A 24,358-nucleotide genomic window follows, 5' to 3' on the forward strand; every position below is an offset into this window, starting at 1 on the left:
GTCAGTGCCGGGAGGTTTACTGACGACATGAGCACCGCACGGTATCTCGCCCTCATAGACCTGCTGCGCGCACAGGAGTTCCCGGCGCAGCGCGGCAGGTCGGACACCGGTTTCAGCGGACCCGGCTATCACACCGCAGAGCTGATCGTGGCCGGTCAGTTCGGGGACGACGATGCCGCTCAGGTTGCGGAGACGCGGGAGCAGTGCGTGGCCGAGCACGAAGCGCTGCTGGCCGTACTCGGCGTGAAGTGGGGTGAGCCCCAGTTCTTCAGCCTCTGGAGCCTGCTGGAACGGAGCATCGCGGGAGAGGAGATACCGGAGCCCTGGCAGGAGTTGAGCGCGAGATTCGACAGCTTGCACGTCTGGCGGGCCGACGGCAGATGGATCGTCGTGGGGCTGGCGCCGGCGCTGGGGGAAGCGGAAGTGCCGTCGTACGAGCTGATGGCGGTTGTCACCGAGGTCGACCCGCCCTAGCCGCTGATCCTTGACTGCGACTGCGACTGCGACTGCGACTGCGACTGCGACTGCGACTGCGACTGCGACTGCGACTGCGACTGCGACGCAGGCGGCGTCTGCGACCGACGGAGGCTGCGGTTGCGCGGGGTGACCCGGCCTGCTGACCACCACGCGCATTCTGACAGGGGCGTCCAGGACAGGCTCTCGGCGTCGCTTCCGGTCAGCCGCCGGCTTCGGGGGCCGGGCCGCCGGTCTCCGACACGGCCCTCAGCCGGGCGTACTCCTCGGCCATGGTCTGCGCGGTCCAGTGGGCGTTGAGACCGCTCGGGTTCGGCAGGACCCATACACGGGTCTCACCGATTGTCCGTTCCTGCGGCCCGACAGCTGCCTTTTTCTCGCCGAAGGCCGTGCGGTAGGCAGTGATGCCGACCACGGCCAGCCACTGCGGCCGGAGCAGTTCGACCTTCGCCGTCAGGAGCCGTCCGCCCTCGCGGAACTCCTCGTCACTTATCTCGTCCGCCCGCGCGCTCGCCCTGGCCACCACATTGGTGATGCCCAGGCCGTAGGAAAGGAGTTCGTCCTGCTCCGCCGGCTTCAGCTGCCGGGGGGTGAATCCCGAGAGGTGCAGCACCGGCCAGAAGCGGTTGCCGGGGCGGGCGAAGTGGTGACCCGTGGCAGCCGACATCAGCCCGGGGTTGATGCCGCAGAAGAGTACCCGCAGGCCGCCCGCCACCACGTCGGGGACGAGGCGGTCGCGGGCGGCCAGGAGCTCTTCGGGTGTCATGCCGTGCGGCTCAGAGGATCGACCCGGGGGTGTACCCGGCGGCGTCGGGGTGCTGCTTGGCGATCTCCTCGATGCGGGAGATCACGACGCCGACCTGCTGCGCCGCCGCACCGGTGAAGGACAGCTTGTCGGCCATCAGCTCGTCGAGCTGTGCCCGGTCCAGCGGAATCCGGTCGTCGGCAGCGAGCTTGTCGAGCAGCTCGTTGCGCTCGGCGCCCTGCTCCCGCATGGCCAGCGCCGAGGCGACGGCGTTCTCCTTGATGGCCTCGTGCGCGACCTCCCGGCCGACCCCGGCCCGTACCGAAGCCATGAGCACCTTGGTCGTGGCGAGGAAGGGGAGGTAGCGGTCCAGCTCGCGGGCCACGACCGCCGGGAAGGCGCCGAACTCGTCGAGCACCGTGAGGAAGGTCTCCAGAAGCCCGTCGAAGGCGAAGAACGCGTCGGGCAGCGCGACACGGCGCACCACCGAGCAGGACACGTCGCCCTCGTTCCACTGGTCGCCGGCCAGCTCGCCGGTCATCGAGGCGTAACCGCGCAGGATCACCATGAGACCGTTCACACGCTCGCAGGAGCGGGTGTTCATCTTGTGCGGCATCGCGGACGAGCCGACCTGGCCGGGCTTGAAGCCCTCCGTCACCAGCTCGTGCCCGGCCATCAGCCGGATCGTCTTGGCGACCGAGGAGGGAGCGCCCGCGAGCTGCACGAGCGCGGTGACGACCTCGTAGTCGAGCGAGCGCGGGTACACCTGGCCCACCGAGGTGAACGCCTGCGAGAAACCGAGGTGACCCGCGATCCGCTGCTCCAGGTCCGCCAGCTTCCCGGCGTCGCCGCCCAGCAGGTCCAGCATGTCCTGGGCCGTGCCGACCGGGCCCTTGATCCCGCGCAGCGGGTAGCGGCCCAGCAGCTCCTCAAGACGCCCGTAGGCCGCCAGTAGTTCGTCGGCCGCTGTGGCGAAGCGCTTGCCCAGCGTCGTCGCCTGGGCCGCGACGTTGTGAGAGCGGCCCGCCATGACGAGCTCCGCGTACTCACCGGAGAGCTTGCCCAGCCGGGCCAGCACGGCGACCGTACGGTCGCGCATCAGTTCCAGCGAGAGCCGGATCTGGAGCTGCTCGACGTTCTCGGTGAGGTCGCGGGACGTCATGCCCTTGTGGACCTGCTCGTGCCCCGCGAGCGCGTTGAACTCCTCGATCCGGGCCTTCACGTCATGGCGCGTCACCTTCTCGCGCTCGGCGATCGATGCCAGGTCGACCTGGTCGAGCACGCGCTCGTAGTCGGAGATGGCCTCGTCGGGCACCTCGATGCCGAGGTCCCTCTGAGCGCGGAGCACCGCGAGCCACAGCTGGCGCTCCAGCTTCACCTTCTGCTCGGGGGACCACAGGACGGCGAGTTGCGCGGAGGCGTAGCGGCCGGCCAGGACATTGGGGATGCGAGGCTTCGCAGGAGCAGCAGTCACGTGACCAGAGTTTACCCGCCGTCCGGTGCCGTCTTTCCCAGTCCGCACAGTCCAGACAGCCCAGGTCAGCGGCTTGGTGGACGGCGGGTCGCGGGCAGCCTGTGAGACATGTGTGAGACGTAGCGGCCCCTGGCCGCATACAGCTGAAGCCCGCCACCAGGGCGGGCTTCTTCGCGTCTCGGCCAGCGGTGCGGGCCTACTCGGCGGCCTCGTCTTCCGCCTGCACGATGCGCCGGACCTGCTGGCGTGTGTACCCGGTCGCCTCACAGATGTGCTTCTGCAGGACTCCGTCCGCGTCCGCCTGCCGGATCGCGGCGGCTAGCTCGAGCCTGAGAAGCCTGGTCCGGGTCTCCGCCTCCCTGAAGCGGCCCGCGAGGTGTTCCAGTGATCGCTTATCCATGTCACTTAGTGTTCCATTCGCAGTAATGGAACCTGATGTTACCTACTGAGGACCTAACTGCCTAGGTTGAAGACATTGACGAGGGAACACGATGTTCCCCACTGTCGAGGTGTTGGCAAGCAAGGCGCTAACGAAACGGCCCCCGGCGGTGCGCTAACACCGACCGAGGGCCTAACGGATCACCTGACATCACCAGGAGCCCGCTGTGCTGAAGTCTCTCATTTCCCGCCGCACCCTCACCGCTGTCGCCAACGCGGTCCGGTCGGTCGTCGCCCCCGTCTCCCTCATGCTCGAGGCACCCGTCACCACCGCCCCGGAGCCCACCGGCCTGTACGACGCCGACGAGATGCCCGCCATCGAGGACATCGAGGCCGCCGCCCAGCGCTACGCCAAGGCCGTCGACCTGGCCCGCGCCGGGGACCGCGGCAAGCGAGGCGCCAAGAAGGTGCTGGACCGCCTGCCCGCCGGCCGCTACGGCGCCTGGCTGGTGTCCCGGGTGGCGTCGAACCGGCCCCGTATCGAGCTTCAGCCGGCCGCCTGGTCCACGCTCGTCGACTGGGCCAGGGCGCACCAGGTGTAGGCAGAGGAAAGCCCCGGTCGTCCGCCTCGGGGGAAGCGGGCGACCGGGGCTTGTGAGCGTCAAGCCTTCGGTGCGGGGATGATGAATCCCCTCACTGGCTTGGGCTCGGGGTCACGCGATTCCGGCTGCTGCGCGCGCTTCCACGCCGCGACCATTTCCGCGTACCTGGGGTCAATCCACTCGGCCATGGGCCACCTCCTACCGCTCAGGCTACGGGCGGCTGAGGGGTGGGCATGGGCCGGATCGTGCACTCGGGGGCGTGCTGGCACTTCGCCGCGACCGAGACGAGCAGGTCGTCTGTCGGCGGGCGCCACAGCTCCTCGTCCACGACGAACCCGGCCTTCTCGATCATCTGGCGGGTGCGGTCGAGGATCGGCGGGTCGTAGTGCGTGGGGTCCCAGCCGGGGTAGTGGTGCACCATCCCGCCGAACTTGGCGCAGAGCTTGGCGTAGGCGGCGGAGTGCAGGAGCAGGGCGTGCCAGCCCTCGTCCACGATCCGCGACGGGGCCATGCCCACCGCCGGATGCTGCGCGCAGGCGACGACGAACTTGATGGCCTCGGTGGCGATGCGGCCGGCCATGTCCGAGGACATGTCGGGGTTGCCGTCGAGGATGGTCCGGCGGACGCTCTCGAAGGTGTCGCCGACTAAGGCTCGGGCGTCAAGGATGGTGGTAGTCATGGGTGGTGCCTCCATTCGGATGGGTGGAGGTGCGTGAACCCGTCTCGGCCGCTGTCCTTCCAGGGGTGCGCGGTCGAGACGGGGGTTAGCGAGGGCTCCGCCTGTGGCAGGCGCAGCCGCATAGGAGTGTTTCGACGGGCAGGCCGACGCCCGGTACCCGGATCTCGCCAGGGGCCGGGGCACAGCTCGCATGCGTCGGCGCGGCACTCGGGCGTGGTGTAGGCGGCGGTGCGCGGTGCGGTCTGGACACTCATCGCTGCTCGCTCGGACGCTGGGGCCACGAGACGCCGGAGTATTCGTGAAAGTGATCGCCGTCGTGGCCCGGGGTCTTGGTGCAGCATCGAGTCGGGGTGTGAGGCTTGGGTGCCCAGCACATTCCCGCTGGCCTGTCGGCCCTCAAGGGCCGGGTCCCTGTCGTCATGAGGATGACGGTAGGAGCGGGGCATACGGCTAGGGGGTACAACCTCTACCCCATCAATCAGGGGTAGAGGTTGTACCCCCTACGAGAGGTACAGGCTGGACCTGCGGCTATGCCGTTTCTTCCGGATCATGTTTGAGGTCGGGGCTCGCCTCGTGAGTCGTGTTCTGTTTCAGATCTTGGGGTTCGCCTGACGTGGCTGGCTTTGTGCGGCTCTGCTGAATGGATGGGTGACACCAGGCTGCCGCCGGTCGTGCTGTCGGATACCGAGCGGTCGACGTTGGAGGACTGGGCCAGGCGGCGTTCGACCGCGCAGGGTCTGGCTCAGCGTGCGCAGATCGTGCTGGCGTGCGCGCGGGGATGGAACAACACGAGAGTGGCCGCGCGGCTGGGCATCGAGCGCAAGACGGCGGCCAGATGGAGGACGCGGTTCCTGCTGGACCGCCTCGACGGGCTGGCCGACGAGCCGCGGCCCGGGGTGCCACGGACCATCACCGATGCCCAGGTGGAAGAGGTGGTGGTCCGCACTCTTGAGGAGGTGCCCGCGGGCGGGACGCACTGGTCGAAGCGGGAGCTGGCCAAGGTGGTGGGGATCTCGCCGGCGAGCGTGCTGCGGATCTGGCACGCCTTCGGCCTGCAGCCGTGGCGGACGGAGACCTTCAAGATCTCTCCGGACCCGTTCCTGATCGACAAGATCCGTGACGTCGTCGGTCTCTACCTCGCCCCGCCTGCCAACGCGGCTGTGTTCGCGGTGGACGAGAAACCGCAGATCCAAGCTCTGGAACGGACCGCACCGGTGTTGCCGATGCTGCCCGGGGTGCCCGAACGGCGGAGTTTTGACTACGTCCGGCACGGGACCGTCGATCTGTTCGCAGCGTTGAACACGGCGACGGGCAAGGTGATCACGAAGCTGTCCGCGCAGCACCGGGCCGTGGACTTCCGTGACTTCCTCGACGAGATCGACCGCCAGACCGATCCCGGTCTGGCGGTCCACGTGATCTGCGACAACCTTTCCGCCCACAAAGCGCCTGTGGTGCACAAGTGGCTGCTGGCGCATCCCCGCTTCCACCTGCACTTCACGCCTACGTACTCGTCATGGATCAACCAGGTCGAGCGGTGGTTCGCCGAGCTGGAACGGCGCTGCCTCGCACGCGGAGTGTTCTGTTCCCTCGACGACCTCAAGGCCGGACTTGAGAGCTGGATCAAGGTCTGGAACGACGAGGCCAGGCCCTTCAAGTGGACCAAGACCGCCGACCAAATCCTCGACCGCATCTGCCGCTACTGCGACAGGATCTCCAAACCAGTTCACTAGGCGGAGATGCCCAGCTCTTGGGCCAGCCATCGCGCGTCGTCGCGGATCATCGCGGGCCCCGTCTCCACCAAGTCGGGCAGGGCTGACCGGGCGAAAAGGTTGTACCTGACCGTCTCAGGTGACTCCTTGTGAGCCTTCTTCAGCAGGTGTACGACCGCGAGGTGTTCGCCGCTCATGCTGTACGCCCGCGCTGCCTCGAGCTGGTGGAAGCTGCGGCGCGTGGCGGACGGCATCGGGGCGAGGTCGATCGTGGTGGCCACGTCGATGGCGCCACCGGATTGCACCAGGTCGTTGTGCATCGTCAGCCGGTAGGCGTCGACCATGCCCGGTCCGAAGATGAGCCACGGGTGGCAGTAGCCCTCCCCAAGGCGGCGGGCGGCGTCGTTCGCCTTGTCCCAGTACCGCCACGCGTCTCCCTCCCGTCCCCGTTTCGCGAACGACAGCGCCGCGGCGAGGTGCAGCAGACCCCAGCGCGCCAGATCCTCGGGGTTGTCGTCGACCGCGTGGAGCAAGTCAGCGGCTTTCATCGCCAGGTCGACGCGGGCTTCGTGTGCTTCGCCGGCGTCGCGGAAGACGTGGTTCATGTACCAGGCGGCGCCTGCAATGGCCTGCGGGCTGTCGGCGTCCTGCGCTGCGGTCATGGCCCGGTCGCCGGTGAGCATCACCAGCTCGGGCGCCGGCTGGAAGGAGAGGTACAGCTGGATCAGGTGGTACGTCTCCGCGAGGCCGACGAGGGCGCGGCGCCGATCGGTGCCGTCGAGAGTCCGGGCTGCGTGCTGGAGATCAGCAAGCAGGGTGGGGGCGATCGTGGCGATGCGGGAACGGTGGTCACCATCGCCGTGCCACAGCTGCCACGCCTGGCGGACGCGGGCGAGCAGTGCATCGGCGCTCTCCGGTTCCTCGTCCCGAGGGCGGAACTGGTAGGCAATGAGCGAGGCTTTCACCGCGGGCAGCGCCTTGTGTACGGCCTTGCTGTACGTGGCGGCGGAGATCCGCTCGTCGCCGGTCAGCTCGCCCACGTCCACGCCGAGAACTTCGGCGAGCCGGAGCAGTAGGGGTAGCCGTGGGGTATGCAGGCGGCCGGTCTCGATGGCTTTCACCCACTCAGGGGAGCGGCCTACGAGACCGCCAGTCACTGCACGCGTGAGCCCTGAGCGCTCCCGTGCGCGCCTGACGCGCTGGCCGAAGGTGTCTGGGGAATCGGTCGGTGTGTCGGTGGATTGCGGCATACTGAACTCCGTTCTGACCTAGACACTCAGAACGCTACTCCCCAACTCCAGCGGGGAAATGACGAAGGCGCCCCCGTCCAGCCAGAAGGCTAGAGCGGGGGCGTCGTCGTGTTTGCTGACGATGAGCTCAGACGTCGTCTGCAGCAGCTATCGCCCGGATCAAGGGCAGCTGCTCGAAGAAGTTCGGGTTGGCCCTTGGTGAAGACCGGCATCGTGTCGCCAGCCAGGGAGTCCGACCAGGCTGTGTAGGAGTCGTTGAGAGCCGAGAACGCCGCTGTCGCTTCGCGGGTGGCCTTCGGCATCTTCGACAGCGTCTGCTGGTAGGCGAGCTCCGCCTTCACTGCCTCGGCGGACTGCTTCCCGGACTTGTCCACCGCTTCCTGGTACTTACTGTGCGCCTGGGACGCCTTGGCAAGGTTCGCGACCTGCTTGCCCGCGGCGAGACCGAACGCGGCAAGGCCAGCACCGGCGGCGGCAGCTCCGCCCGCAGCCACCGCGCCGAGTGTTCCCATCGCGCCGACGAGGGCGGTGATGCCGGAGAGGGCCTTGTCGGTCTTCGCTTCGACTTCGACATGGCCGGACGCGATGAGGAACGACATCAGGCAGCCGCCTTGCGGTCGTCGGCGAGGAGACGCTCGAGGGGCAGACCGAGGGCGTCGGCGAGGCCGTCGGCAACGTCTATGGGTGGCTGCGCTTGGTCGCGTTCGTAGGACCAGATCGCCCAGACGGAGCGGCCGATGTGGGCGGCCAGCTGGTCGGCGGTCAGGGCGAGGCGCCGCTGATCGCGCAGACGCGGGCCGGAAAAGGTACGAGCCACAAGAACCCCAGGGCGTGGGCGGCGGATGCGGGGGCGAATCCGCGGGCTCGGATGGGCCCGCTCCTCTCGCTGGCATTCGCATCACGCGATGGCCTCGCGGCGCCTACTGGGCCGCTCGTTCGCCTGCCTGCCGTCGTCCTGCGTTCCCAGAGGCATCTCGCCTGCGGGCATCACGCCCGCTGGAACCATGGCTACGGCTGCGTTCGGTTCGTCGTCACTGCAATCGTATTCCAGTGCGCCTACGATTCAAAGGTATCAACCGATCTGATCCTTTGAATCGAGGCGGCGCAGGTGGAGATCAGGCATAGGCATACTCCGCCGGCAGAGCTCGGCCCCATGCCGCGACAAGCACGGGAGCGGGCCGGCTTGGGGCTGCGGGAAGCTGCCCGCAAGGCGGGGCTGTCCGGCGGGTACGTGACGCATCTCGAGGCGGGGGACCGCTCGCTGTCCCTGACTCTCGCCAAGCGGATAGCCGAGGCGCTCGAGCTCGGTGAGGACGAGCAGGCGATGCTGTACGGCGTGGCCGTCACGGACGCCGGCCGGGACCACCCAGCCCGCGCTGCGGCATGAGGAAGGGGTACGTTTACGTCACGCCGGAGGATATGCGGGCCGCGGCGGCGGTGTGGGACGTGTTCCACGGCGGCGATCCAGAGGCCGCTACGTGAGAGATTGTGAGAAATGATCTCTGCTGAGGTCTGCTAAATAGCCTCTGACCTGCGAGGGGAACTCTGGGCGCAGAACAGTGATCAGATTCTACTGTCGGTTTCTGCAGGCCAGCGCCGCGGTCCCCTTTGTGGCTTGCTACGAGGAGCGGACGATCTACGAGGAGCGGACGATCATCGCGACCGCGACCGTCCCAGCGGCGATCCGCGCCGTGACGTGAAGCGCGACGCCGAGCGACACCGCGGCCGAAGCGCTACGGCAGGGGGATGTCGTACGGCAGCAGGTCGGGGCGCTTGGCCGGCCGTCCGTCGCCCGAGGACCGCCCCGTGACCCGTCGCCCTACCCACGGAACGAGGTGCTCGCGCGCGAACCGCAGATCACTCCCGCGCCGCGCCGCCCACCCCGGCAGTACACCGGGCTCCAGCGGCGCGCGCCAGTCGTCCTCGGCCGCGTGGCCCAGCGCCTGCCACACCGCCTCGGCCACCCGCCGATGCCCCTCCGCCGTCAGGTGCAGCCGGTCTACATGCCACATCCGGGGATCGGCGAGCGCGGGCGCCCCGTACAGGTCGACCACCAGAGCGCCGTGGCGTGCGGCCAGGGCGTCGATGAAGTGGAACAGCTGCTCCATGCGCGGCCGGAAGCGCTCCATCACCGGACCGTTGCGGCCGGGACTGCGCATCAGAACCAGTTGCTTGCAGGAAGGAGCGAGCTTCCCGGCCGCCTCTTCGAGCAGTCCGCACACCCGGCCCATGTCGACCTTCGGCCGGAGCGTGTCGTTGAGGCCACCCACCAGCGTCACGACATCCGCCCGCATGGCGGCCGCGACCTCGACCTGCTCGGCGACGATCTGACCGATCAGCTTGCCCCGCACGGCGAGATTCGCGTACTGGAAACCGGGCGTGCGCGCCGCGAGCCGGGCGGCGAGCAGGTCCGCCCAGCCCCGGTACGAGCCGTCGGGCAGCGCGTCCGACATGCCTTCGGTGAAGGAGTCGCCGACCGCGACGAGACTGGTGTAGGTGGCATTGAGTTCCATGGCGGAGCGATCGTATCCCGGCCCAGGAAGGACCAGAAGTCAGGACTGCCGCTGGTCCGGCCGCCCCACCAGCTCACGCAGCACGTCCTCCATCGTGACCAGGCCGGCGGGATTCCCGTCGTCGCCCAGTACGGCCGCCAGATGTGTCCGGCTGCGCCGCATCGCCGTCAGTACGTCGTCGAGCGGAGTGGCCGCCCGCACCCGGGCGATCGGCCGCAGAGCGGAGACCGGGAACGGCACGTTGCGCGGCGCGGCGTCCAAAGCGTCCTTGACGTGCAGGTATCCCAGGATCCGCAGACCCTCCAGTACCGGGAACCGGGAGAACCCAGACTCGGCCGAGAGCCGCTCCAGGTCCTCCGGCGTCGTCCCGATCTGGGCGAACACCACGCGCTCCACCGGCATCACCACGTCCTGCACCGGGCGCCGGCCCAGCTCCAGGGCGTCGTGCAGCCGCTCGGCCGCGCGGTCGTCGAGAAGGCCGGCGTGGCCCGCGTCCGTGACGAGCCGCGCCAGTTCGTCGTCAGTGAAGGTGGCGGACACCTCGTTCCTGGTCTCCACCCGCAACAGCTTGAGCAGCGCGTTCGCGAAGGCGTTGATCGCGAAGATCACCGGCCGCAGCGCCCGGGCCAGCGCCACCAGTGGCGGTCCGAGCAGCAGCGCGGTCCTGACCGGCTCGGCCAGCGCGATGTTCTTCGGCACCATCTCGCCGAACAGCATGTGCAGATAGGTCGCCACGGTGAGCGCGATGACGAACGAGATCGGGTGGGTCAGCCCGTCCGGCACGCCGACGGCGTGGAAGACCGGCTCCAGCAGATGCGCGATGGCGGGTTCGGCGACCACACCGAGCACTAGCGTGCACAGGGTGATGCCCAGCTGGGCCGCCGCCAGCAGCGCCGACACGTGTTCGAGTCCCCACAGGACGCTGCGCGCCCGCCGGTTCCCCTCTTCCGCGTCCGGTTCGATCTGACTGCGGCGTACGGAGATCAGTGCGAATTCCGCGCCGACGAAGAAGGCGTTGACGACCAGCGTGAGCAGGCCGATGAGCAGTTGGACCGCGGTCATCGCCCGGCCTCCTTGTCGCCGGGGCCGAACGAGTCGGCGGAGTCGGTGGTGCCGGAACCCGCGGACTCGCCGGGCAGCGGCGCGTGCAGCATCACGCGTGCCGCGCGCCGTCCGGCCGCGTCCACCACGTCCAGCTGCCACCCGGCCAGTTCGATCCGGTCACCCACGGCCGGAATGCGTCCCAGCTCGTGTGCGACCAGTCCTGCGAGCGTCTCGTACGGCCCTTCGTGCACCCGCAGTCCGACCCGCTCCAGCTGGTCCGTCCTGGCCGCGCCGTCCGCCGACCACAGCACCCGCCCGTCGGCGTCCTCGCCCGCCGGGGCGAGATCCGGCGTCTCGTGCGGATCGTGTTCGTCCCGCACCTCGCCGACGACCTCCTCGACGATGTCCTCCAGCGTCACGACGCCCGCCGTGCCGCCGTACTCGTCGATGACGACAGCCATGGTCTGTTTGCCCGACAGCCGGTCGAGGAGGCGGTCCACGGTCAGCGACTCCGGCACGAGCAGGGGCTCGCGCAGCAGGGAGGAGACCGGGTAGGACGGCCTGCGCTCGGCGGGCACGGTCAGTACGTCCTTGATGTGCGCGATGCCGACGACCGAGTCGAGGCTGCCCCGGTAGACGGGGAAGCGGGACAGGCCGGTCGCGCGCGTCGCGTTCGCGACGTCCTCGGCGGTGGCCTGCACATCGAGCGCGGTGACCTGAACGCGCGGCGTCATCACGTTCTCGGCGCTCAGCTCGGCCAGATTGAGGGTCCGTACGAACAGCTCGGCGGTGTCGGCCTCCAGCGCACCCTCCCTCGCGGAGTGCCGCGCCAGGGCGACGAGCTCCTGGGGACTGCGGGCGGACGCCAGCTCCTCGGCCGGTTCCAGACCGAAGCGCCGTACGATCCGGTTCGCCGAGCCGTTGAGGTGGCTGATGAGCGGCCGGAACACGAGGCTGAAGATCCGCTGCGGGGCGGCCACGACCTTGGCCACGGCCAGCGGCGAGGAGATCGCCCAGTTCTTCGGCACCAGCTCGCCGACGACCATCAGGACAACGGTGGACAGCGCCGTACCGATGACCAGAGCCACCGACGAGGCGGTCGCGGGGGACAGCCCGAGACCCCGGAGCGGGCCCTGGATCAGCTTGCCGATGGAAGGCTCGGCGAGCATACCGACGAGGAGGTTGGTGACGGTGATGCCGAGCTGGGCACCGGAGAGCTGGAACGTAAGGCTGCGTACGGCCTTGAGGGCGCTGGCGGCGCCCCGCTCGTTCCGCTCCACGGCGCGCTCGAGGTCTCCGCGCTCGATCGTGGTCAGCGAGAACTCCGCCGCGACAAAGGCTCCGCAGGCGAGCGAGAGCAGCACGGCCACGGCGAGCAGAAGCACTTCGGTCATCGGTTCACCTCCGTCCCATGATCGGGCAGGACGGGGACGGCTGCGCGATGTCGACTACTGGGAGGCTCGCCCATGGGCGGACGCTCACACCTTTCAAAGGGGATGAATGATCCGCCCATGGTAAAGGACGAGCAAATTGCGACAGAAAGCGGGTCGAGTCGGGCGGTCGAGTCGGGCGGTCCAGTGGGGCGGTCCAATGGGGCGGTCCGGTGGGTGTCCGGCGGGTGTCGAGTGGGCCGACTCGGCCGGGTCACCCGACTCGGCCGGTTCAGCCGGCGAGCGGATGGCCCACCGCCGCCACCGCGGTCCAGGGGCGTACCCGGCGGCGCGCCAGGCGTGGTGCGCGCGCTCGTTCTCCCGCAGGACCATCGCGTCGTCCGTCGCCCGCCCAGCTCGACGAACCGCTCCTCGGCCGCCGCCGGCAGGGCGGAGCCGATGCCGCGCCGCCGCCGTACGGGATGTACGGCCGGCCGGTACAGGTGACAGCGCCAGGCGTCGAAGCCAGCGACGACCGTACCGACGAGCTCCGCGCCGCCGCCGTCGTCGGCGACGGACCCCGCACCCCTTGCCGCTGCTAGCGTTGCCGCGCTAGCTTGATGGTGTGGCGAAGACTCAGCTGAACGTACGCGTGGACGAGACCACCGCCGAGGCCGCGCGCCAACGCGCCCTCCAGCGCGGGATGAGCGTGAACCGCTACATCGAGGAGCTGGTCCGACAGGACGCCGGTGAGGTGGGGCGTACGTTCGTCGAGGCCGCGTCCGACTTCATGAAGCAGTACGAATCGGTCTTCGCTGAGGAGTTCGGCGCGGAGCGCGAAGGCAAGCGTTGACTCTCAGGATCGACCTCGCCTGGCTCCTCATGATCGCCGAACACAAGACCCCGGGCGACCCCCAGGTCGTCGACTGGGGCGCGCTCGTCGCCGCCGTCGCCCGGCACGAGGCGGAGATATTCGGCATCCCCGTCTACCGCGATCCGGCGGCCCGCGCGGCCGCCCTTCTCCAGCTCCTGCTGCACGTGCCGGCCCTGGAGCGGTCGAACGCGATGTTCGCCTCGGCCGTCGCGTACGGCTACCTCGTCGCCTGCGGGCTGAAGGTCGTGACCTCCCCCGAACAGGTGCGGGACCTGGCCAGGCTCATCAAGGAGAGCAAGGCGGACGTCCACGTGATCGCGGAGGAACTGCGGCAGTGGAGCCGTTGAGCCACCTGGCCTAGCTGCCGGCCGCCGGGGCGTCGGGCGCTTCCGGTGGCCGGTTCGCCACCCCCAGCACGCACGGCGACGACGGCAGCCTGGGCCCCTTCTCCGGTACGGACAGCCGCCGATGGGTGCCGATGTCGAAACCGGCCGCGGCGATGGCCGCGAGCGGGTCGCGGGCGGTGTGGCAGCCGCCGAAGAGCACCGGCCACACGGTACGGTCCAGCGCCCGCTGAACCGTCACCATGGCCCGGCCCTCGCCCCTGCCGTGCTCGAAGAAGCGGAGCTCCCCGCCGGGCCGCAGTACGCGCCTGATCTCGGAGAGGGCGCGCGGTACGTCCCGTACGCTGCACAGCACCAGCGACACCACCGCCGCGTCGAACGCCTCGCTCTTCACCGGCAGCGCTTCGGCCGCGCCCGGCACCACGTCCACCGGGACGCCGGCGTCGAGAGCCGCCTTCACCGCCAACTGGCGCAGGCTGCGCTCCGGTTCGATCGCCACGACCTCCGAGACCGCCGCCGGGTAGTGCGCGAAGTTCAGCCCGTTGCCCGCGCCGATCTCGATGATCCGGCCGGAGAGGCCGGCCAGCAGTTCGTCCCGGTGTGCGGCCACCCCGCCTCTGAGGTCGGCAGCCACGCTGAGCCGGGCGTAGAAGCGCGCGAAGAGCGGGTGGTGCACGGCGTCCCGGGGAACCTTGCTGCGGCGCTCGGGCATCGCGGTACCTCCTCCGTGGGGCGGTCGGACACCGGGATACTTACCCCGCCGGGCGGCTCACTCCGCGCACGAAGCAGAACTCGTTGCCTTCCGGGTCCAGCAGCACCTGGAAGGAGCCGGCCACGTCGGTGACGATGCCGCCGGTTCTGGTCGCGCCCAGACGCTCCGCCTCGGCGCTCGCTGCCTCGATGTCGCCCGCGTCCAGGTCCAGATGCAGCCGGTTCTTGACCGCCTTCCCCTCGGGTACGCGCTGGAAGGCGACCCGGGTCCAGTCCGGCGGGTCGACGTACGACCAGTCCGGGCTCCGGTCGACCGGATCGCCGCCGAGCAGGGCGGCCCAGAAGCGGACCAGTACGGCAGGCTCCGCGCAGTCGAAAACGATCTCGTCGATACGTGCTCGCATGGCGACGACCTTACGGGCGCCAAGGCGCTTACACGCATGCGGTACGTACACGGCGCATGCGAGACCGGCCCTACGGGCGCCAGCTCCCGCCCAGCAGCGGCGCGAGCCACGTCGCGGCGCGGGTCCGGAACTCGGTGGGCGGCAGGGCTCCCGCGCCCTCCGGAACGGCGCCCAGCAGCGGGGCTCCCGCGGCCGCCACCGGCAGGTCGGTGAGATTGCAGCGTTCGGCGAGGCCGGGGGCGGCGGGCCAGCTGCCGACGACGACTCCGAGCATCTCGATGTCGCGGGCGCGCAGCGCCTCGGCGGTCAGCGCCGTCCAGTTCAGGGTGCCGAGGGCGGCCGGAGTGACGACGAGGACGGGCGCGTCCAGGAGCCGGGCGACGTCGGCGAGGGTGGCGCCGTCGTCGTCGAGGCGGACGAGGAGGCCGCCGGCGCCCTCCACGAGTACCAGGTCGTACTCGGCGTCGAGCTTCGACGCCGCCGCGGCGATGTCGTCCGGCCGTACGGGGGGCATACCGGCGCGCCGGGCGGCGGTCGCGGGCGCCAGCGGCTCGGGGAACCGTGCGAGTTCGACCGCCGCGACTCCCTCACCCGCCAGCCGCACGACCTCGTCGGCGTCGCCCGGCTCTCCCGCGTCGACGCCGGTCTGAGCGGGTTTGAGCACGGCGACGGTACGGCCCTGGGCGCAGGCGACGGCTGCAAGCGCGGCCGTGACGACGGTCTTGCCGATCTCGGTTCCGGTGCCGCTGACGACGATGACGGCCATGCGGTGCGCTCCTCGCGGTGATGTGTGTCTGGGCGGTGGTTCATGTCCGTGGGCGGCCCGCTTCCCCAGCCCGGAACGGCCGGAACGGCCGGCGTCAAGCCCGTCCGGCCGTCCGGCGCCCGGGGGACGTCGTTCGTCCGGTCACGTGCCTGCCGTGGCCGCCGCTCGTACCGCCCCGCAGATCCTGGCCAGGTCAGCGTCGTTCGTGACGTACGGCGGCATGGTGTAGATCAGGTCGCGGAACGGGCGCAGCCACACGCCCTCCCGGACCGTCGCCGCCGTGGCCGCCGCCATGTCGACCTCGCGGTCCAGTTGTACGACGCCGATCGCACCCAGCACCCGTACGTCCCGTACCCCCGGCAGCCCGGCGACCTCGGCCAGACCTTCCTTCAGCCCCGCCTCGATGCGCTTGACCTCGCCCTGCCAGTCCTGGCCGAGCAGCAGGTCGATCGAGGCGCACGCGACCGCCGATGCCAGGGGGTTGCCCATGAACGTCGGGCCGTGGGCCAGCACCGGGACCTCGCCCCGCGAGATGCCGTCCGCCACCTCCGACGTGCACAGCGTCGCCGCCATGCTCAGGTAACCGCCGGTCAGGGCCTTGCCGACGCACAGCACATCGGGCGAGACCGAGGCGTGCTCCGAGGCGAAGAGCGTTCCCGTACGGCCGAAACCGGTCGCGATCTCGTCGAAGACCAGCAGGACGCCGTGCTCGTCGCACGCCTCCCGCAGCACCCGCAGGTACTCGGGCGCGTGGAAACGCATGCCGCCCGCGCCCTGCACCACCGGCTCCACGATCACCGCGGCCAGTTCGTCCGCGTGCCCGGCGATCAGCGCGCGCAGCCGGTCGGCGTACGCCGCGTCGTACTCGGCGGGCGGCGCGTCCGCGAAGACCTGGCGCGGCAGCGCGCCCTGCCACAGTTCGTGCATCCCGCCCTCGGGATCGCACACCGACATCGGCTGCCAGGTGTCCCCGTGGTAGCCGCCGCGCCAGGTCAGCAGCCGCTGCTTGCCGGGCCGGCCCACCGAGCGCCAGTACTGGAGGCACATCTTGACCGCGACCTCGACCGACACCGATCCGGAGTCGGTCAGGAAGACGTGCCGCAGGGGCTCGGGAGTGATCTCCACCAGTTTCGCCGCCAGGCGCACGGCGGGCTCGTGAGTGAGCCCGCCGAACATGACATGGCTCATCCGGTCGAGCTGCCCGCGCACCGCCTCGTTGAGCACGGGGTGGTTGTAGCCGTGGACGGCCGACCACCAGGATGACATGCCGTCGATCAACTCGTCCTGGCCGTGGGCGGGCTGAGCGAGCCGAAGCCGTACGCCGGACGCGGACTCCACCAGCAGCGGCTCCGCACGGCCCGGCATGGGACCGTACGGATGCCATACGTGATCCTGGTCCAGCCGGAGCAGCTCGGCGGGGGCGAGCGGCTCAGGCATTGGGCGCGAGGTCCGTACCGGCGCCGCGCCGGCGTACCGACACGAGGTCCGTACGGGCGCCCGGAATACCCGGCGCCTCCGCGGCGTCCGAGGTCTCCCCGGCCTCCACGGCGCCCGCTGCCGCCTCGGCCGCCGGCTCCCCGCACGCCGACGCGCAGCCGCCGCCGCTCCGGTGCTCCGGCAGCGTCGTCCTGTCGGTCCCCTCCACCTCGAAACCGGCGTCGGCGATCATCTCCAGGTCCGCCTGGCCGGCCTGGCCCTCACTGGTCAGGTAGTCGCCGAGGAAGATCGAGTTGACCAGGTGCAGCGCCAGCGGCTGCATGGTGCGCAGGTGCACCTCGCGGCCGCCCGCGAGCCGTACCTCCACGTCCGGGCAGACGAACCGCACCATCGCGAGAATCCGCAGCGCCCGCTGCGGCGTCAGGTTCCACTCCTTGGCGAGCGGGGTTCCCTCGAAGGGGATCAGGAAGTTCACGGGCACGGAGTCGGGGTCGAGCTCGCGCAGCGCGAAGACCACGTCCACCAGGTCGGCGTCCGTCTCGCCCATGCCCGCGATCAGACCGGAGCACGCGGACATGCCCGCTGCCTGCGCCTGCTGGACGGTCTCCACACGGTCGGCGTAGGTGTGGGTCGTGGTGATGGCCCCGTACGTCGACTCCGAGGTGTTCAGGTTGTGGTTGTACGCGTCGGCTCCCGCCGCCCGCAGGCGCTCCGCCTGCCCGTCGGACAGCAGCCCGAGGCAGGCGCACACCTCGACGTCCTCGTTCTGGTCCTTGATCGCCTCGATCGTCTTCGAGACGCGGTCGACGTCCTTGTCCGTCGGACCGCGCCCGCTCGCCACCAGGCACACCCGCTTCGCGCCGCCCGCGACCCCGGCGGCCGCAGCCTTGGAAGCCTCGTCGGGCTTCAGCCAGGTGTACTTGAGGATCCCGGCCTTCGAGCCGAGCCGCTGCGAGCAGTACGAACAGTCCTCGGGGCACAGGCCCGACTTGAGGTTCACCAGGTAATTGAGTTTCACCCGCCGTCCGAACCACTGGCGGCGTACCTTTCCGGCCGCGGCCACCACATCGAGCAGCTCGTCGTCCGAGGTCGCCAGCACGGCGAGCGCTTCTTCGCGGGTCGGCAGCTCGCGCCGCAGCCCCTTCTCCACCAGGGTGTTCAGCAGGTCCATGGTGCCGATCCTGACCTACGGCACCGCCTGTGGCCAAGGAGGAACCGCACAAGAGCGGCCTCACGAGGTGTGGGTATTGCCACACCCTGACCTCGCGCGCGCCCGGCTAGTGTCTGTGGGCTGCCTACAAAAGGGACTCTTCCATGCCCCAGGGACCGTTCGACCCGTTCGACTGGATCGACGAGCAGGCGGCGGTACGCGCGAAGGCCGGGCTCGTCAGGACCCTGCGCCCGCGCTCCGCCGAGTCCGCCCTGCTCGACCTCGCGAGCAACGACTACCTCGGCCTCACCCACCACCCGGAGGTCACGTCCGCCGCCGCCGAGGCCGCCCGCCGCTGGGGCGCCGGGGCCACCGGTTCGCGGCTCGTCACCGGAAGCACCCGGCTGCACGCCGAACTTGAGAGGGAATTGGCCGATTTCTGCGGCTTCGAGGCAGCTCTCGTACTTTCCTCCGGTTACGCCGCCAATCTGGCCGCACTCACCGCGCTCAGCGGCCACGGCTCGCTGATCGTCTCCGACGCCCTCAACCACGCCTCGATCGTCGACGGCTGCCGCCTCTCGCGCGCCACGACCTCCGTAGTGCCGCACGCCGACCCGGACGCCGTACGCAAGACGCTCGACGCGCACGACGGCCGCGCCCTCGCCGTCACCGACTCGGTCTTCTCGGTGGACGGCGACGCGGCGCCCCTCGCGGAACTGGCGGCCGCATGCCGTGCGTACGGCGCCGCCCTCCTCGTCGACGACGCGCACGGCCTCGGTGTCCTCGGCGACGGCGGCAGGGGGGCACCGCACGCGGCGGGGCTGGCGGGAGCGGACGGTGTGGTCGCCACCCTCACGCTGTCGAAGTCGCTGGGCAGCCAGGGCGGAGCGGTCCTCGGTCCGGCCAGGGTCATCGACCACCTGGTCAACACGGCCCGTACGTTCATCTTCGACACCGGCCTGGCACCGGCCGCCGCGGGCGCCGCGCTGGCGAGCGCGAGGCTGCTGCGCCGGGAGCCGGAACTCGCGGGGCGAGCCCGTACGGTCGCCGCGTCACTGCACGGGGGGCTGACGGACGCCGGTCTGTCCGCCGTACGCCCGGACGCGGCCGTTGTGTCGGTCCTGGCGCCCTCGCCGGAGGCGGCGGTGCGGTGGGCCGCCGACTGCCGGGCGGCCGGCCTCGTCGTGGGCTGCTTCCGCCCGCCGTCGGTACCGGACGGGATCTCCCGGCTCAGGCTCACCGCACGCGCGGACCTGACGGACGCGCAGGTCGCACAAGCGGTGGCAACGGTCGTACGGACCGCTCCCTCCGCCGCTTTCTGACGCACCGCCGGTCAGGGCCGGCGTTGCGCCCCGCCGAGTGCCTCGTCGCGTACGGCGGACAGGAAACTCGTCCACGTGTCCGCCCCGAAGAGCAGCGCCGGCCGTGTGACGTGCTTCGAATCGCGCACGGCCAGCAGGCCGCCGTCGACGCGCGCCGTCTCGACGCAGTTGTTCATCCCGGTGCTGCGGCTGCTGCGCCGCCACCGGGCTCCGTACAGGTCAGTGCTGGAAGGTACGTGCGCGAGCGGAGCGGACATGGTGCCTCCCTACCGGGCATCACCGATACGGGCGATGAGAGCGGATGATTCCTCGGGTGAAAGAGCCTGTGCCTGAAGCGCGTTGAACGCGGCTTCGTACGCCTTGAGGTCTTCTTTCCGTTCGAGATAGAGGCTACTCGTCAAGTGGTCGATAACAACCATGTCCAGATCGGCCATGTTCGGAAAGGAGAAAATAACAAGTCCAATGTGGGCGCCCGACTCGAAGGGCAGAACCTGTAAACGGACATGAGGCAATTCCCCCACCTCCAGCAACTGCCGTAACTGTTCTTTCATGACCTGCCGGCCACCCACCGGCCGCCGCAGCGCCGCCTCGTCGAGTACGGCGCGCAGATCCAGTGGCCTCGCTCCGCGCAGTACCTCCTGGCGTGCGATCCGTACCTCGACCAGCGAATCGACCTTCGCCCCGGGCAGACCCGCGAGCGCCGCCCGCGTCACCGCCCGCGCGTAGTCCGGCGTCTGGAGCAGCCCGGGTACCACCGTGGTCTCCAGCGTGCGCGCCGAACCCGCCTGCGACTCCAGGCTGATGAGGTCGCGGTACTGGGGCGGCAGCAGCCCCCGATAGGCGTGCCACCAGTGCTTGCCGCCCTCTTTCGCCGACAGGCCGGTCAACGCGTCGACCAGTTCCCGCAGCCGGGGGTCCTTCACTCCGTACACGTCGAGCAGCCGGGTCACGTCGGACGGCTTCACCGCGCTGCGGCCCGTCTCGATCCTGCTCACCTTCGACTGGTGCCACCCGACGAGCCGGGCGGCCTGGGGGCTGGTGAGCCCCGCCCTGTCACGCAGTCTCCGCAGCTCGTCCCCGAGCCTGCGCCGACGTACGGCGGGACTGTGCCGCATTTCCGCCTCCTCCCAACAGAGGAGGATGCGCCGGCCGGAGCCCGAATACGTTCTCGCGTAGCAGAGTTCACCGCTTCGAGCTACAGATATATGCATATCTTGGGGGATCGCCCCCTATCACAGCACCATGAGTGGCACTCTGGCGCGAAAGCACAATCCGAGGCCGTCCTAGAAGTTCATCCGCTACGAGTCGGAGTCCGGCCCCGGTGGGAAAGGGACAGCGTCGCCATGGCAGACCACCAGGAAGCATCCGTCACTCTGCCGAGCGAGCCAGCCTCGGTCTCCGCCGCGAGGAGATATGTCGCGGAGATTCTCGGCGAGTGGGGGATGCCCCCGGGATCCGAAGCCGCCGACACCGTACGGCTGATCGTTTCGGAACTGGCCACCAACGCGGTTCAGCACACGTTCGGGCAGTCGCCGACCTTCACGGTTGACGTCCGGCTCGACCGGGACGAGCAGCTGCGCATCGGCGTCACCGACAGCCACCCCCGCTGGCCCAAACGGCTTCCCGCGGCCGTCCAGCAGGACAACGGGCGGGGCATAGTGATCATCCGATGTCTCACCGCCGAATGCGGTGGGCGGGTCTCCGTCCAGCCCACGCGGGAGGGCGGCAAGACCGTGTGGATCGAGCTGCCCTGGACCGTCCCCGTCCAGCAGCCCGTCGTCCAGTAGACGGCTGCCGGCGGCCCGTCAGGCGGTTCCGCGTTCCTCCGCGCCGCGCTCCACGCAGAACTCGTTGCCCTCCGGGTCGGCCATGACCACCCAGCCCCTGCCGTCCTCGACGCGCTGATCGCTGACTGTCCGGGCACCGAGCGCCGTGAGCCGCTCCACCTCGGCATCCCGGGTGCCGCGCGGCGGCTGGATGTCGAGGTGGACGCGGTTCTTGACGGTCTTGCCCTCCGGCACCCGGACGAACAGGAGCGCCGGCACATGCGGTTGCTCCGGATCGATCAGCACCTCGTCGTCACCCGGTTCGTCCAGCAGCTTGTAGCCGGTCAGGTGGGACCAGAACTCGGCCACGGTATAGGGGTCGTGGGCGTCGAAGGTGATGTGGCGCACCGGGTTCAGGAAGGTCATGGCGGTGAACGTACCTGCCCGCACGGGCAGGCGACACGCAATATTCAGCGCACCCGGCCGTACCAGACGCTCTTGGACCAGATCTTCTCCAGCTTGACCACGGAGCCGGACTTGGGGGAGTGCCAGATCTTGCCGCTCCCCGCGTAGATGCCCACGTGGTAGACGCTGCGTCCGGAATGGAAGAACACCAGGTCGCCGCGCTTGCGGCTGGAGGCGGAGATGTGGCGGGTCTTGTTGTACTGGGACTGCGCCGTTCGCGGCAGGCTCTTGCCGGCCTTCTTGTACGAATAGAGCGTCAGCCCTGAGCAGTCGAACCGGCTCGGGCCGGCCGCCCCGTACTTGTACGGTGCGCCCTTCTTCGACGCGGCGATGTTGAGCGCCTTCGTCGAATGCGCCGCGGCGTGTGCCTCGGGGACGGCCCCCGGCGCCAGCATCGTGCCGCCGATCGCGGCGAGGGTGAGAGCCGAAGCGGCTCCGGCCCGGGACAGTACGGACGGAACGTTCTTGTGCGCGGTCATGCGCAACCCTTCGTCAGCCGCCTGTGAAGGATGACCTGTCGGGTTCGGACAGGCGAAGATGCCCGGCCGCGTGCTGCGGCTTCACCCCGAGGGACGACCGTCTCCGGTCACCCCGTACTGCTTGGGTCCTCCACTCCTGCCGATGCACTCCTGTCGACCAGTCATCCGGGACGGCGGCAGGACTCGGCGTCCGCCCGGACCGCCCCGCCGCGGTGGCGGGGGCTTGTCGTCCCAGGGATCTTGACTCATGAACCACCGGATTTCCGAGCTGAGACGGCGTTTTGTGAGGCTCCTCACCGATGACCCGTTCGGGTGGACAAGGTTGTCCGGAGGGCGGGGCGTCGGTGCCCGGCGACGCCCGTACCAGCGGCGGAATGCCTCATTCCGCCCGGTGTGCAGGCGTGTTGCGCAAGTTGGGGCGTACCGCTGTTCAGGTATTTCCTACCCCGTTTGGATGAGCGTTTCTGGTACGCCAATGGGGTAGCCGCGCCGCGTGTCTCTCAACTCGCGGACACCGGCGGGAGGGTGACGCGACCCGCCCGGCGCTCTCCGTCGAGCACCCGCAAGGCCCGCGTGAGCGTGGCGGCGTGCACGCGCGCCTCACCCCGCTCGTGCATGAGGGTCAGGGCGTCCCGCAGGCCGGCGGCCTTCCCCGCGAGGGCCTGGGCGGCCCGCAGGGCGCCGTAGGTGTCGGCGCCGTGCGCCGGATTGATCCGTCCCACCAGATCGACGACTTCCAGGTAGCGGTCGACGAACTCGCACTCGGCGCGGGTCAGTGCGGGCAGCGGCGGCAGTTCGGGCGGCAGCACGGCCGGGTTCACCTCGTCGGGGAGGACGCGAGGGAGCCCTTGCGGCTCGGTACGACATGGTCGACCAGGCCGTACGCCAGGGCCGCTTCGGCGGTGAACACCTTGTCGCGCTCGATGTCGGCGTCCACCCGGTCGGCGCTCTGCCCGGTGTGCCGCGCCAGGAGCCGGCTGAGCAACTGCCGCGTCCGCGCCAACTCCCGCGCCTCGATCTCCAGGTCGGAGGGCCGGCCGTGCACCGGACGGTCGATGGAGGGCTGGCGGAGCAGCACCCGGGCGCCCGGCAGCGCGAGGCGCTTGCCCGGGGTGCCGGCCGCGAGCAGCAGAGCGGCCGAGGACGCGGCCTGGCCGAGGCAGATCGTCTCGACGTCGCAGTTGACGAACTGGATGGTGTCGTAGATCGCGGACATGGCGGTGTGCGAGCCGCCGGGGGAGTTGATGTAGAGCGAGATGGCCCGGTCGGGCGCGGCGTGTTCGAGGTGCATGAACTGCGCCGTCACGTCATTGGCGGCGGTGTCGTCGACAGCCGTCCCCAGGAAGACGATCCGCTCGTCGAGCAGCTTCCCGTACGGATCGACCGTGCGGCTCCCGGTGGCGGTGCGCTCGGTGAACTCGGGAAGTACGTAGCGGGCGCGGTGGGAAAGGGGTCGGTTCATGCGGCGCCTCCGGCTCTGTGTAAAAAATGTACAGGACGTACAGCTCGTACTATGGGGAGCATGGCTTACGAGATTCCGGTGACGCAAGCCCGGGCAGAACTGGCGGAGCTGATCAACCGCGTCGTATACGGCGGTGAACGCGTGGTCGTGACCCGGCACGGGAAGCCGCTGGTGGCGCTCGTTTCCGCCGCTGACCTGGCACGACTGGAGGGCGCGCAGGAAGAGGCCGATGAGTCGGTGATCAGTTCGGTCTCCACGATCGGCTCCGCCGCGTCCGCTCCGGGCGAACGGCGGCGCTTCGGTATCGCCGCCGAGCGCCGGGGCGAGACTCCCGGCAGCTGACGCCCGTACGGGGGTCCGCGCTCCGGTTGCCCGCACGCGTCGGCCGCGTGGATGACCATGGACGCGCAAAGGGCCAGTTAACGCGTTGGAAAAACTTCCGCTCTAACGTGCAATGCCTGGCCCGGCGGTCAGAAAACGCAGGTCAACAGAGTGTTGAAGTCGGATAGGGTCCCGCTGCGCCCGGGGTGGACGAAGTGGTTCCGCTACCGTCCTCGACCCCGCTGACGCGTTGGCTTCCGCCTGCCCCCGTCCGGGCGGCCCGGCGGTACGACTGGAGGTAGCACGCGTGCAACTGACCCCGCACGAGCAGGAACGACTGCTCATCCATGTGGCGGCGGACGTCGCGGAGAAGCGCCGCGCGCGCGGCGTGAAGCTCAATCACCCCGAATCGATCGCGCTCATCACCGCGCACATCCTCGAAGGCGCCCGCGACGGCCTCAGCGTCGCGGAACTCATGGCCTCCGGGCGCAAGGTGCTCACCCGTGCCGACGTCATGGAGGGCATCCCCGAGATGATCCACGACGTGCAGGTCGAGGCGACCTTCCCGGACGGCACCAAGCTCGTCACCGTCCACGAACCGATCGCCTGACGGAAAGAC

The 24,358-nt window shown here is 69.8% G+C and carries 31 protein-coding genes and 1 pseudogene; 10 read left to right on the forward strand and 22 right to left on the reverse strand.

The annotated features are described in order from the left end of the window. The first annotated feature begins 27 nt into the window (after positions 1–27). A complete protein-coding gene (locus AS594_RS29750) occupies positions 28–474 on the forward strand; it encodes a hypothetical protein (protein ID WP_069929897.1) in 447 nt (148 codons plus the stop codon). A gap of 202 nt (positions 475–676) precedes the next feature. Here the strand turns inward: AS594_RS29750 and mug are convergent, their stop codons facing one another. The 3 genes from mug to AS594_RS29765 all read right to left on the reverse strand — a co-directional run bounded on the left by mug (position 677) and on the right by AS594_RS29765 (position 3,093). Next, complete coding sequence (mug, locus tag AS594_RS29755) at positions 677–1,240, reverse strand: G/U mismatch-specific DNA glycosylase (protein WP_069929898.1); 564 nt, start codon at positions 1,238–1,240, stop codon at positions 677–679. Positions 1,241–1,250: 10 nt separating this feature from the next. After that, the gene (gene purB / locus AS594_RS29760) at positions 1,251–2,693 is read right to left on the reverse strand and encodes an adenylosuccinate lyase (protein WP_069935503.1); all 1,443 of its coding nucleotides are present in this window, start codon (positions 2,691–2,693) and stop codon (positions 1,251–1,253) included. 196 nt (positions 2,694–2,889) lie between these two features. Beyond that, positions 2,890–3,093, reverse strand: a complete 204-nt coding sequence (locus tag AS594_RS29765; protein WP_069929900.1) for a hypothetical protein — start codon at positions 3,091–3,093, stop codon at positions 2,890–2,892. 205 nt (positions 3,094–3,298) lie between these two features. Between AS594_RS29765 and AS594_RS29770 the strand changes: the two genes are divergently transcribed. Beyond that, a complete protein-coding gene (locus tag AS594_RS29770) occupies positions 3,299–3,673 on the forward strand; it encodes a hypothetical protein (RefSeq protein ID WP_069929901.1) in 375 nt (124 codons plus the stop codon). A gap of 205 nt (positions 3,674–3,878) precedes the next feature. Here AS594_RS29770 and AS594_RS29775 read toward each other — a convergent pair whose 3' ends face one another. After that, a complete protein-coding gene (locus tag AS594_RS29775) occupies positions 3,879–4,352 on the reverse strand; it encodes a hypothetical protein (protein ID WP_069929902.1) in 474 nt (157 codons plus the stop codon). Positions 4,353–4,996: 644 nt separating this feature from the next. Between AS594_RS29775 and AS594_RS29780 the strand changes: the two genes are divergently transcribed. Beyond that, the gene (locus AS594_RS29780; RefSeq protein ID WP_069774131.1) at positions 4,997–6,082 is read left to right on the forward strand and encodes an IS630 family transposase; all 1,086 of its coding nucleotides are present in this window, start codon (positions 4,997–4,999) and stop codon (positions 6,080–6,082) included. Here the strand turns inward: AS594_RS29780 and AS594_RS29785 are convergent. The 3 genes from AS594_RS29785 to AS594_RS29795 all read right to left on the reverse strand — a co-directional run bounded on the left by AS594_RS29785 (position 6,079) and on the right by AS594_RS29795 (position 8,128). Further along, the gene (locus AS594_RS29785) at positions 6,079–7,311 is read right to left on the reverse strand and encodes a helix-turn-helix domain-containing protein (RefSeq protein ID WP_069929903.1); all 1,233 of its coding nucleotides are present in this window, start codon (positions 7,309–7,311) and stop codon (positions 6,079–6,081) included. The genes AS594_RS29780 and AS594_RS29785 overlap by 4 nt on opposite strands. A gap of 89 nt (positions 7,312–7,400) precedes the next feature. After that, positions 7,401–7,910: a hypothetical protein gene (locus AS594_RS29790; RefSeq protein WP_069929904.1), complete on the reverse strand. Its 510-nt coding sequence runs from the start codon at positions 7,908–7,910 to the stop codon at positions 7,401–7,403. Further along, positions 7,910–8,128, reverse strand: coding sequence for a helix-turn-helix domain-containing protein (locus tag AS594_RS29795; protein ID WP_069929905.1), 219 nt, complete (start codon positions 8,126–8,128; stop codon positions 7,910–7,912). Before AS594_RS29795 ends, AS594_RS29790 begins: the two co-directional genes overlap by 1 nt. A gap of 336 nt (positions 8,129–8,464) precedes the next feature. Between AS594_RS29795 and AS594_RS29800 the strand changes: the two genes are divergently transcribed. Beyond that, on the forward strand, positions 8,465–8,698 hold the full coding sequence (locus AS594_RS29800) for a helix-turn-helix domain-containing protein (protein WP_069930872.1): 234 nt from the start codon (positions 8,465–8,467) through the stop codon (positions 8,696–8,698). Positions 8,699–9,044: 346 nt separating this feature from the next. Here AS594_RS29800 and AS594_RS29805 read toward each other — a convergent pair whose 3' ends face one another. The 4 genes and pseudogenes from AS594_RS29805 to AS594_RS46365 all read right to left on the reverse strand — a co-directional run. Then, positions 9,045–9,824, reverse strand: coding sequence for an SGNH/GDSL hydrolase family protein (locus AS594_RS29805; protein WP_069929906.1), 780 nt, complete (start codon positions 9,822–9,824; stop codon positions 9,045–9,047). 39 nt (positions 9,825–9,863) lie between these two features. After that, complete coding sequence (locus AS594_RS29810) at positions 9,864–10,886, reverse strand: hemolysin family protein (RefSeq protein ID WP_069929907.1); 1,023 nt, start codon at positions 10,884–10,886, stop codon at positions 9,864–9,866. Then, the gene (locus AS594_RS29815; RefSeq protein ID WP_069929908.1) at positions 10,883–12,262 is read right to left on the reverse strand and encodes a hemolysin family protein; all 1,380 of its coding nucleotides are present in this window, start codon (positions 12,260–12,262) and stop codon (positions 10,883–10,885) included. Before AS594_RS29815 ends, AS594_RS29810 begins: the two co-directional genes overlap by 4 nt. Before the next feature lie 288 nt (positions 12,263–12,550). Further along, positions 12,551–12,795: pseudogene (locus AS594_RS46365) on the reverse strand (GNAT family N-acetyltransferase); the annotation flags it as partial. Between the two features lie 68 nt (positions 12,796–12,863). Here AS594_RS46365 and AS594_RS29820 point away from each other — a divergent pair. Next, complete coding sequence (locus AS594_RS29820; protein ID WP_069929909.1) at positions 12,864–13,091, forward strand: antitoxin; 228 nt, start codon at positions 12,864–12,866, stop codon at positions 13,089–13,091. Further along, the gene (locus tag AS594_RS29825; protein ID WP_069929910.1) at positions 13,088–13,459 is read left to right on the forward strand and encodes a fic family toxin-antitoxin system, toxin component; all 372 of its coding nucleotides are present in this window, start codon (positions 13,088–13,090) and stop codon (positions 13,457–13,459) included. Before AS594_RS29820 ends, AS594_RS29825 begins: the two co-directional genes overlap by 4 nt. Positions 13,460–13,469: 10 nt before the next feature. Here AS594_RS29825 and AS594_RS29830 read toward each other — a convergent pair whose 3' ends face one another. The 5 genes from AS594_RS29830 to bioB form a co-directional block, all read right to left on the reverse strand. Then, positions 13,470–14,168, reverse strand: a complete 699-nt coding sequence (locus AS594_RS29830; protein WP_069929911.1) for a class I SAM-dependent methyltransferase — start codon at positions 14,166–14,168, stop codon at positions 13,470–13,472. Positions 14,169–14,208: 40 nt separating this feature from the next. After that, the gene (locus tag AS594_RS29835; protein WP_069929912.1) at positions 14,209–14,571 is read right to left on the reverse strand and encodes a VOC family protein; all 363 of its coding nucleotides are present in this window, start codon (positions 14,569–14,571) and stop codon (positions 14,209–14,211) included. Between the two features lie 70 nt (positions 14,572–14,641). Next, a complete protein-coding gene (bioD, locus tag AS594_RS29840) occupies positions 14,642–15,337 on the reverse strand; it encodes a dethiobiotin synthase (RefSeq protein ID WP_069935504.1) in 696 nt (231 codons plus the stop codon). A gap of 141 nt (positions 15,338–15,478) precedes the next feature. Further along, entirely contained in the window at positions 15,479–16,774 is a 1,296-nt protein-coding gene (locus AS594_RS29845) for an adenosylmethionine--8-amino-7-oxononanoate transaminase (protein WP_069932103.1), read from the reverse strand. Beyond that, a complete protein-coding gene (gene bioB, locus AS594_RS29850) occupies positions 16,767–17,945 on the reverse strand; it encodes a biotin synthase BioB (RefSeq protein ID WP_069929915.1) in 1,179 nt (392 codons plus the stop codon). The genes AS594_RS29845 and bioB overlap by 8 nt, the downstream gene beginning before the upstream one ends. A gap of 143 nt (positions 17,946–18,088) precedes the next feature. Between bioB and AS594_RS29855 the strand changes: the two genes are divergently transcribed. Next, entirely contained in the window at positions 18,089–19,246 is a 1,158-nt protein-coding gene (locus AS594_RS29855) for an 8-amino-7-oxononanoate synthase (protein WP_069929916.1), read from the forward strand. A gap of 11 nt (positions 19,247–19,257) precedes the next feature. On the opposite strand, the gene AS594_RS29860 is transcribed toward AS594_RS29855, so the two are convergent. Both AS594_RS29860 and AS594_RS29865 read right to left on the reverse strand, forming a co-directional pair. Further along, the gene (locus AS594_RS29860; protein ID WP_069932102.1) at positions 19,258–19,503 is read right to left on the reverse strand and encodes a DUF397 domain-containing protein; all 246 of its coding nucleotides are present in this window, start codon (positions 19,501–19,503) and stop codon (positions 19,258–19,260) included. Between the two features lie 9 nt (positions 19,504–19,512). After that, on the reverse strand, positions 19,513–20,361 hold the full coding sequence (locus AS594_RS29865; protein ID WP_069935505.1) for a helix-turn-helix domain-containing protein: 849 nt from the start codon (positions 20,359–20,361) through the stop codon (positions 19,513–19,515). A 228-nt stretch (positions 20,362–20,589) separates the two neighbouring features. Here AS594_RS29865 and AS594_RS29870 point away from each other — a divergent pair, with 228 nt between their 5' ends. Next, positions 20,590–21,033 carry an ATP-binding protein gene (locus AS594_RS29870; protein WP_069932100.1) on the forward strand — a complete coding sequence of 148 codons (444 nt, stop codon included), beginning with the start codon at positions 20,590–20,592 and terminating at the stop codon, positions 21,031–21,033. A gap of 18 nt (positions 21,034–21,051) precedes the next feature. Here AS594_RS29870 and AS594_RS29875 read toward each other — a convergent pair whose 3' ends face one another. The 4 genes from AS594_RS29875 to AS594_RS29890 form a co-directional block, all read right to left on the reverse strand. Then, positions 21,052–21,438, reverse strand: a complete 387-nt coding sequence (locus tag AS594_RS29875) for a VOC family protein (RefSeq protein WP_069930873.1) — start codon at positions 21,436–21,438, stop codon at positions 21,052–21,054. Between the two features lie 44 nt (positions 21,439–21,482). Continuing rightward, entirely contained in the window at positions 21,483–21,956 is a 474-nt protein-coding gene (locus AS594_RS29880) for a C40 family peptidase (protein WP_069929920.1), read from the reverse strand. A gap of 500 nt (positions 21,957–22,456) precedes the next feature. Beyond that, positions 22,457–22,765, reverse strand: a complete 309-nt coding sequence (locus AS594_RS29885; RefSeq protein WP_069930874.1) for a hypothetical protein — start codon at positions 22,763–22,765, stop codon at positions 22,457–22,459. 8 nt (positions 22,766–22,773) lie between these two features. Further along, a complete protein-coding gene (locus tag AS594_RS29890) occupies positions 22,774–23,418 on the reverse strand; it encodes an ATP-dependent Clp protease proteolytic subunit (RefSeq protein ID WP_069929921.1) in 645 nt (214 codons plus the stop codon). A 60-nt stretch (positions 23,419–23,478) separates the two neighbouring features. Here AS594_RS29890 and AS594_RS29895 point away from each other — a divergent pair, with 60 nt between their 5' ends. Continuing rightward, positions 23,479–23,760: a type II toxin-antitoxin system Phd/YefM family antitoxin gene (locus AS594_RS29895; protein ID WP_069929922.1), complete on the forward strand. Its 282-nt coding sequence runs from the start codon at positions 23,479–23,481 to the stop codon at positions 23,758–23,760. 286 nt (positions 23,761–24,046) lie between these two features. Further along, the gene (locus AS594_RS29900; RefSeq protein ID WP_069929923.1) at positions 24,047–24,349 is read left to right on the forward strand and encodes an urease subunit gamma; all 303 of its coding nucleotides are present in this window, start codon (positions 24,047–24,049) and stop codon (positions 24,347–24,349) included. The last annotated feature ends 9 nt before the right edge of the window (positions 24,350–24,358 follow it).

Origin of the sequence: Streptomyces agglomeratus (assembly GCF_001746415.1) — a bacterium.
Taxonomy (GTDB): Bacteria; Actinomycetota; Actinomycetes; order Streptomycetales; family Streptomycetaceae; genus Streptomyces; species Streptomyces agglomeratus.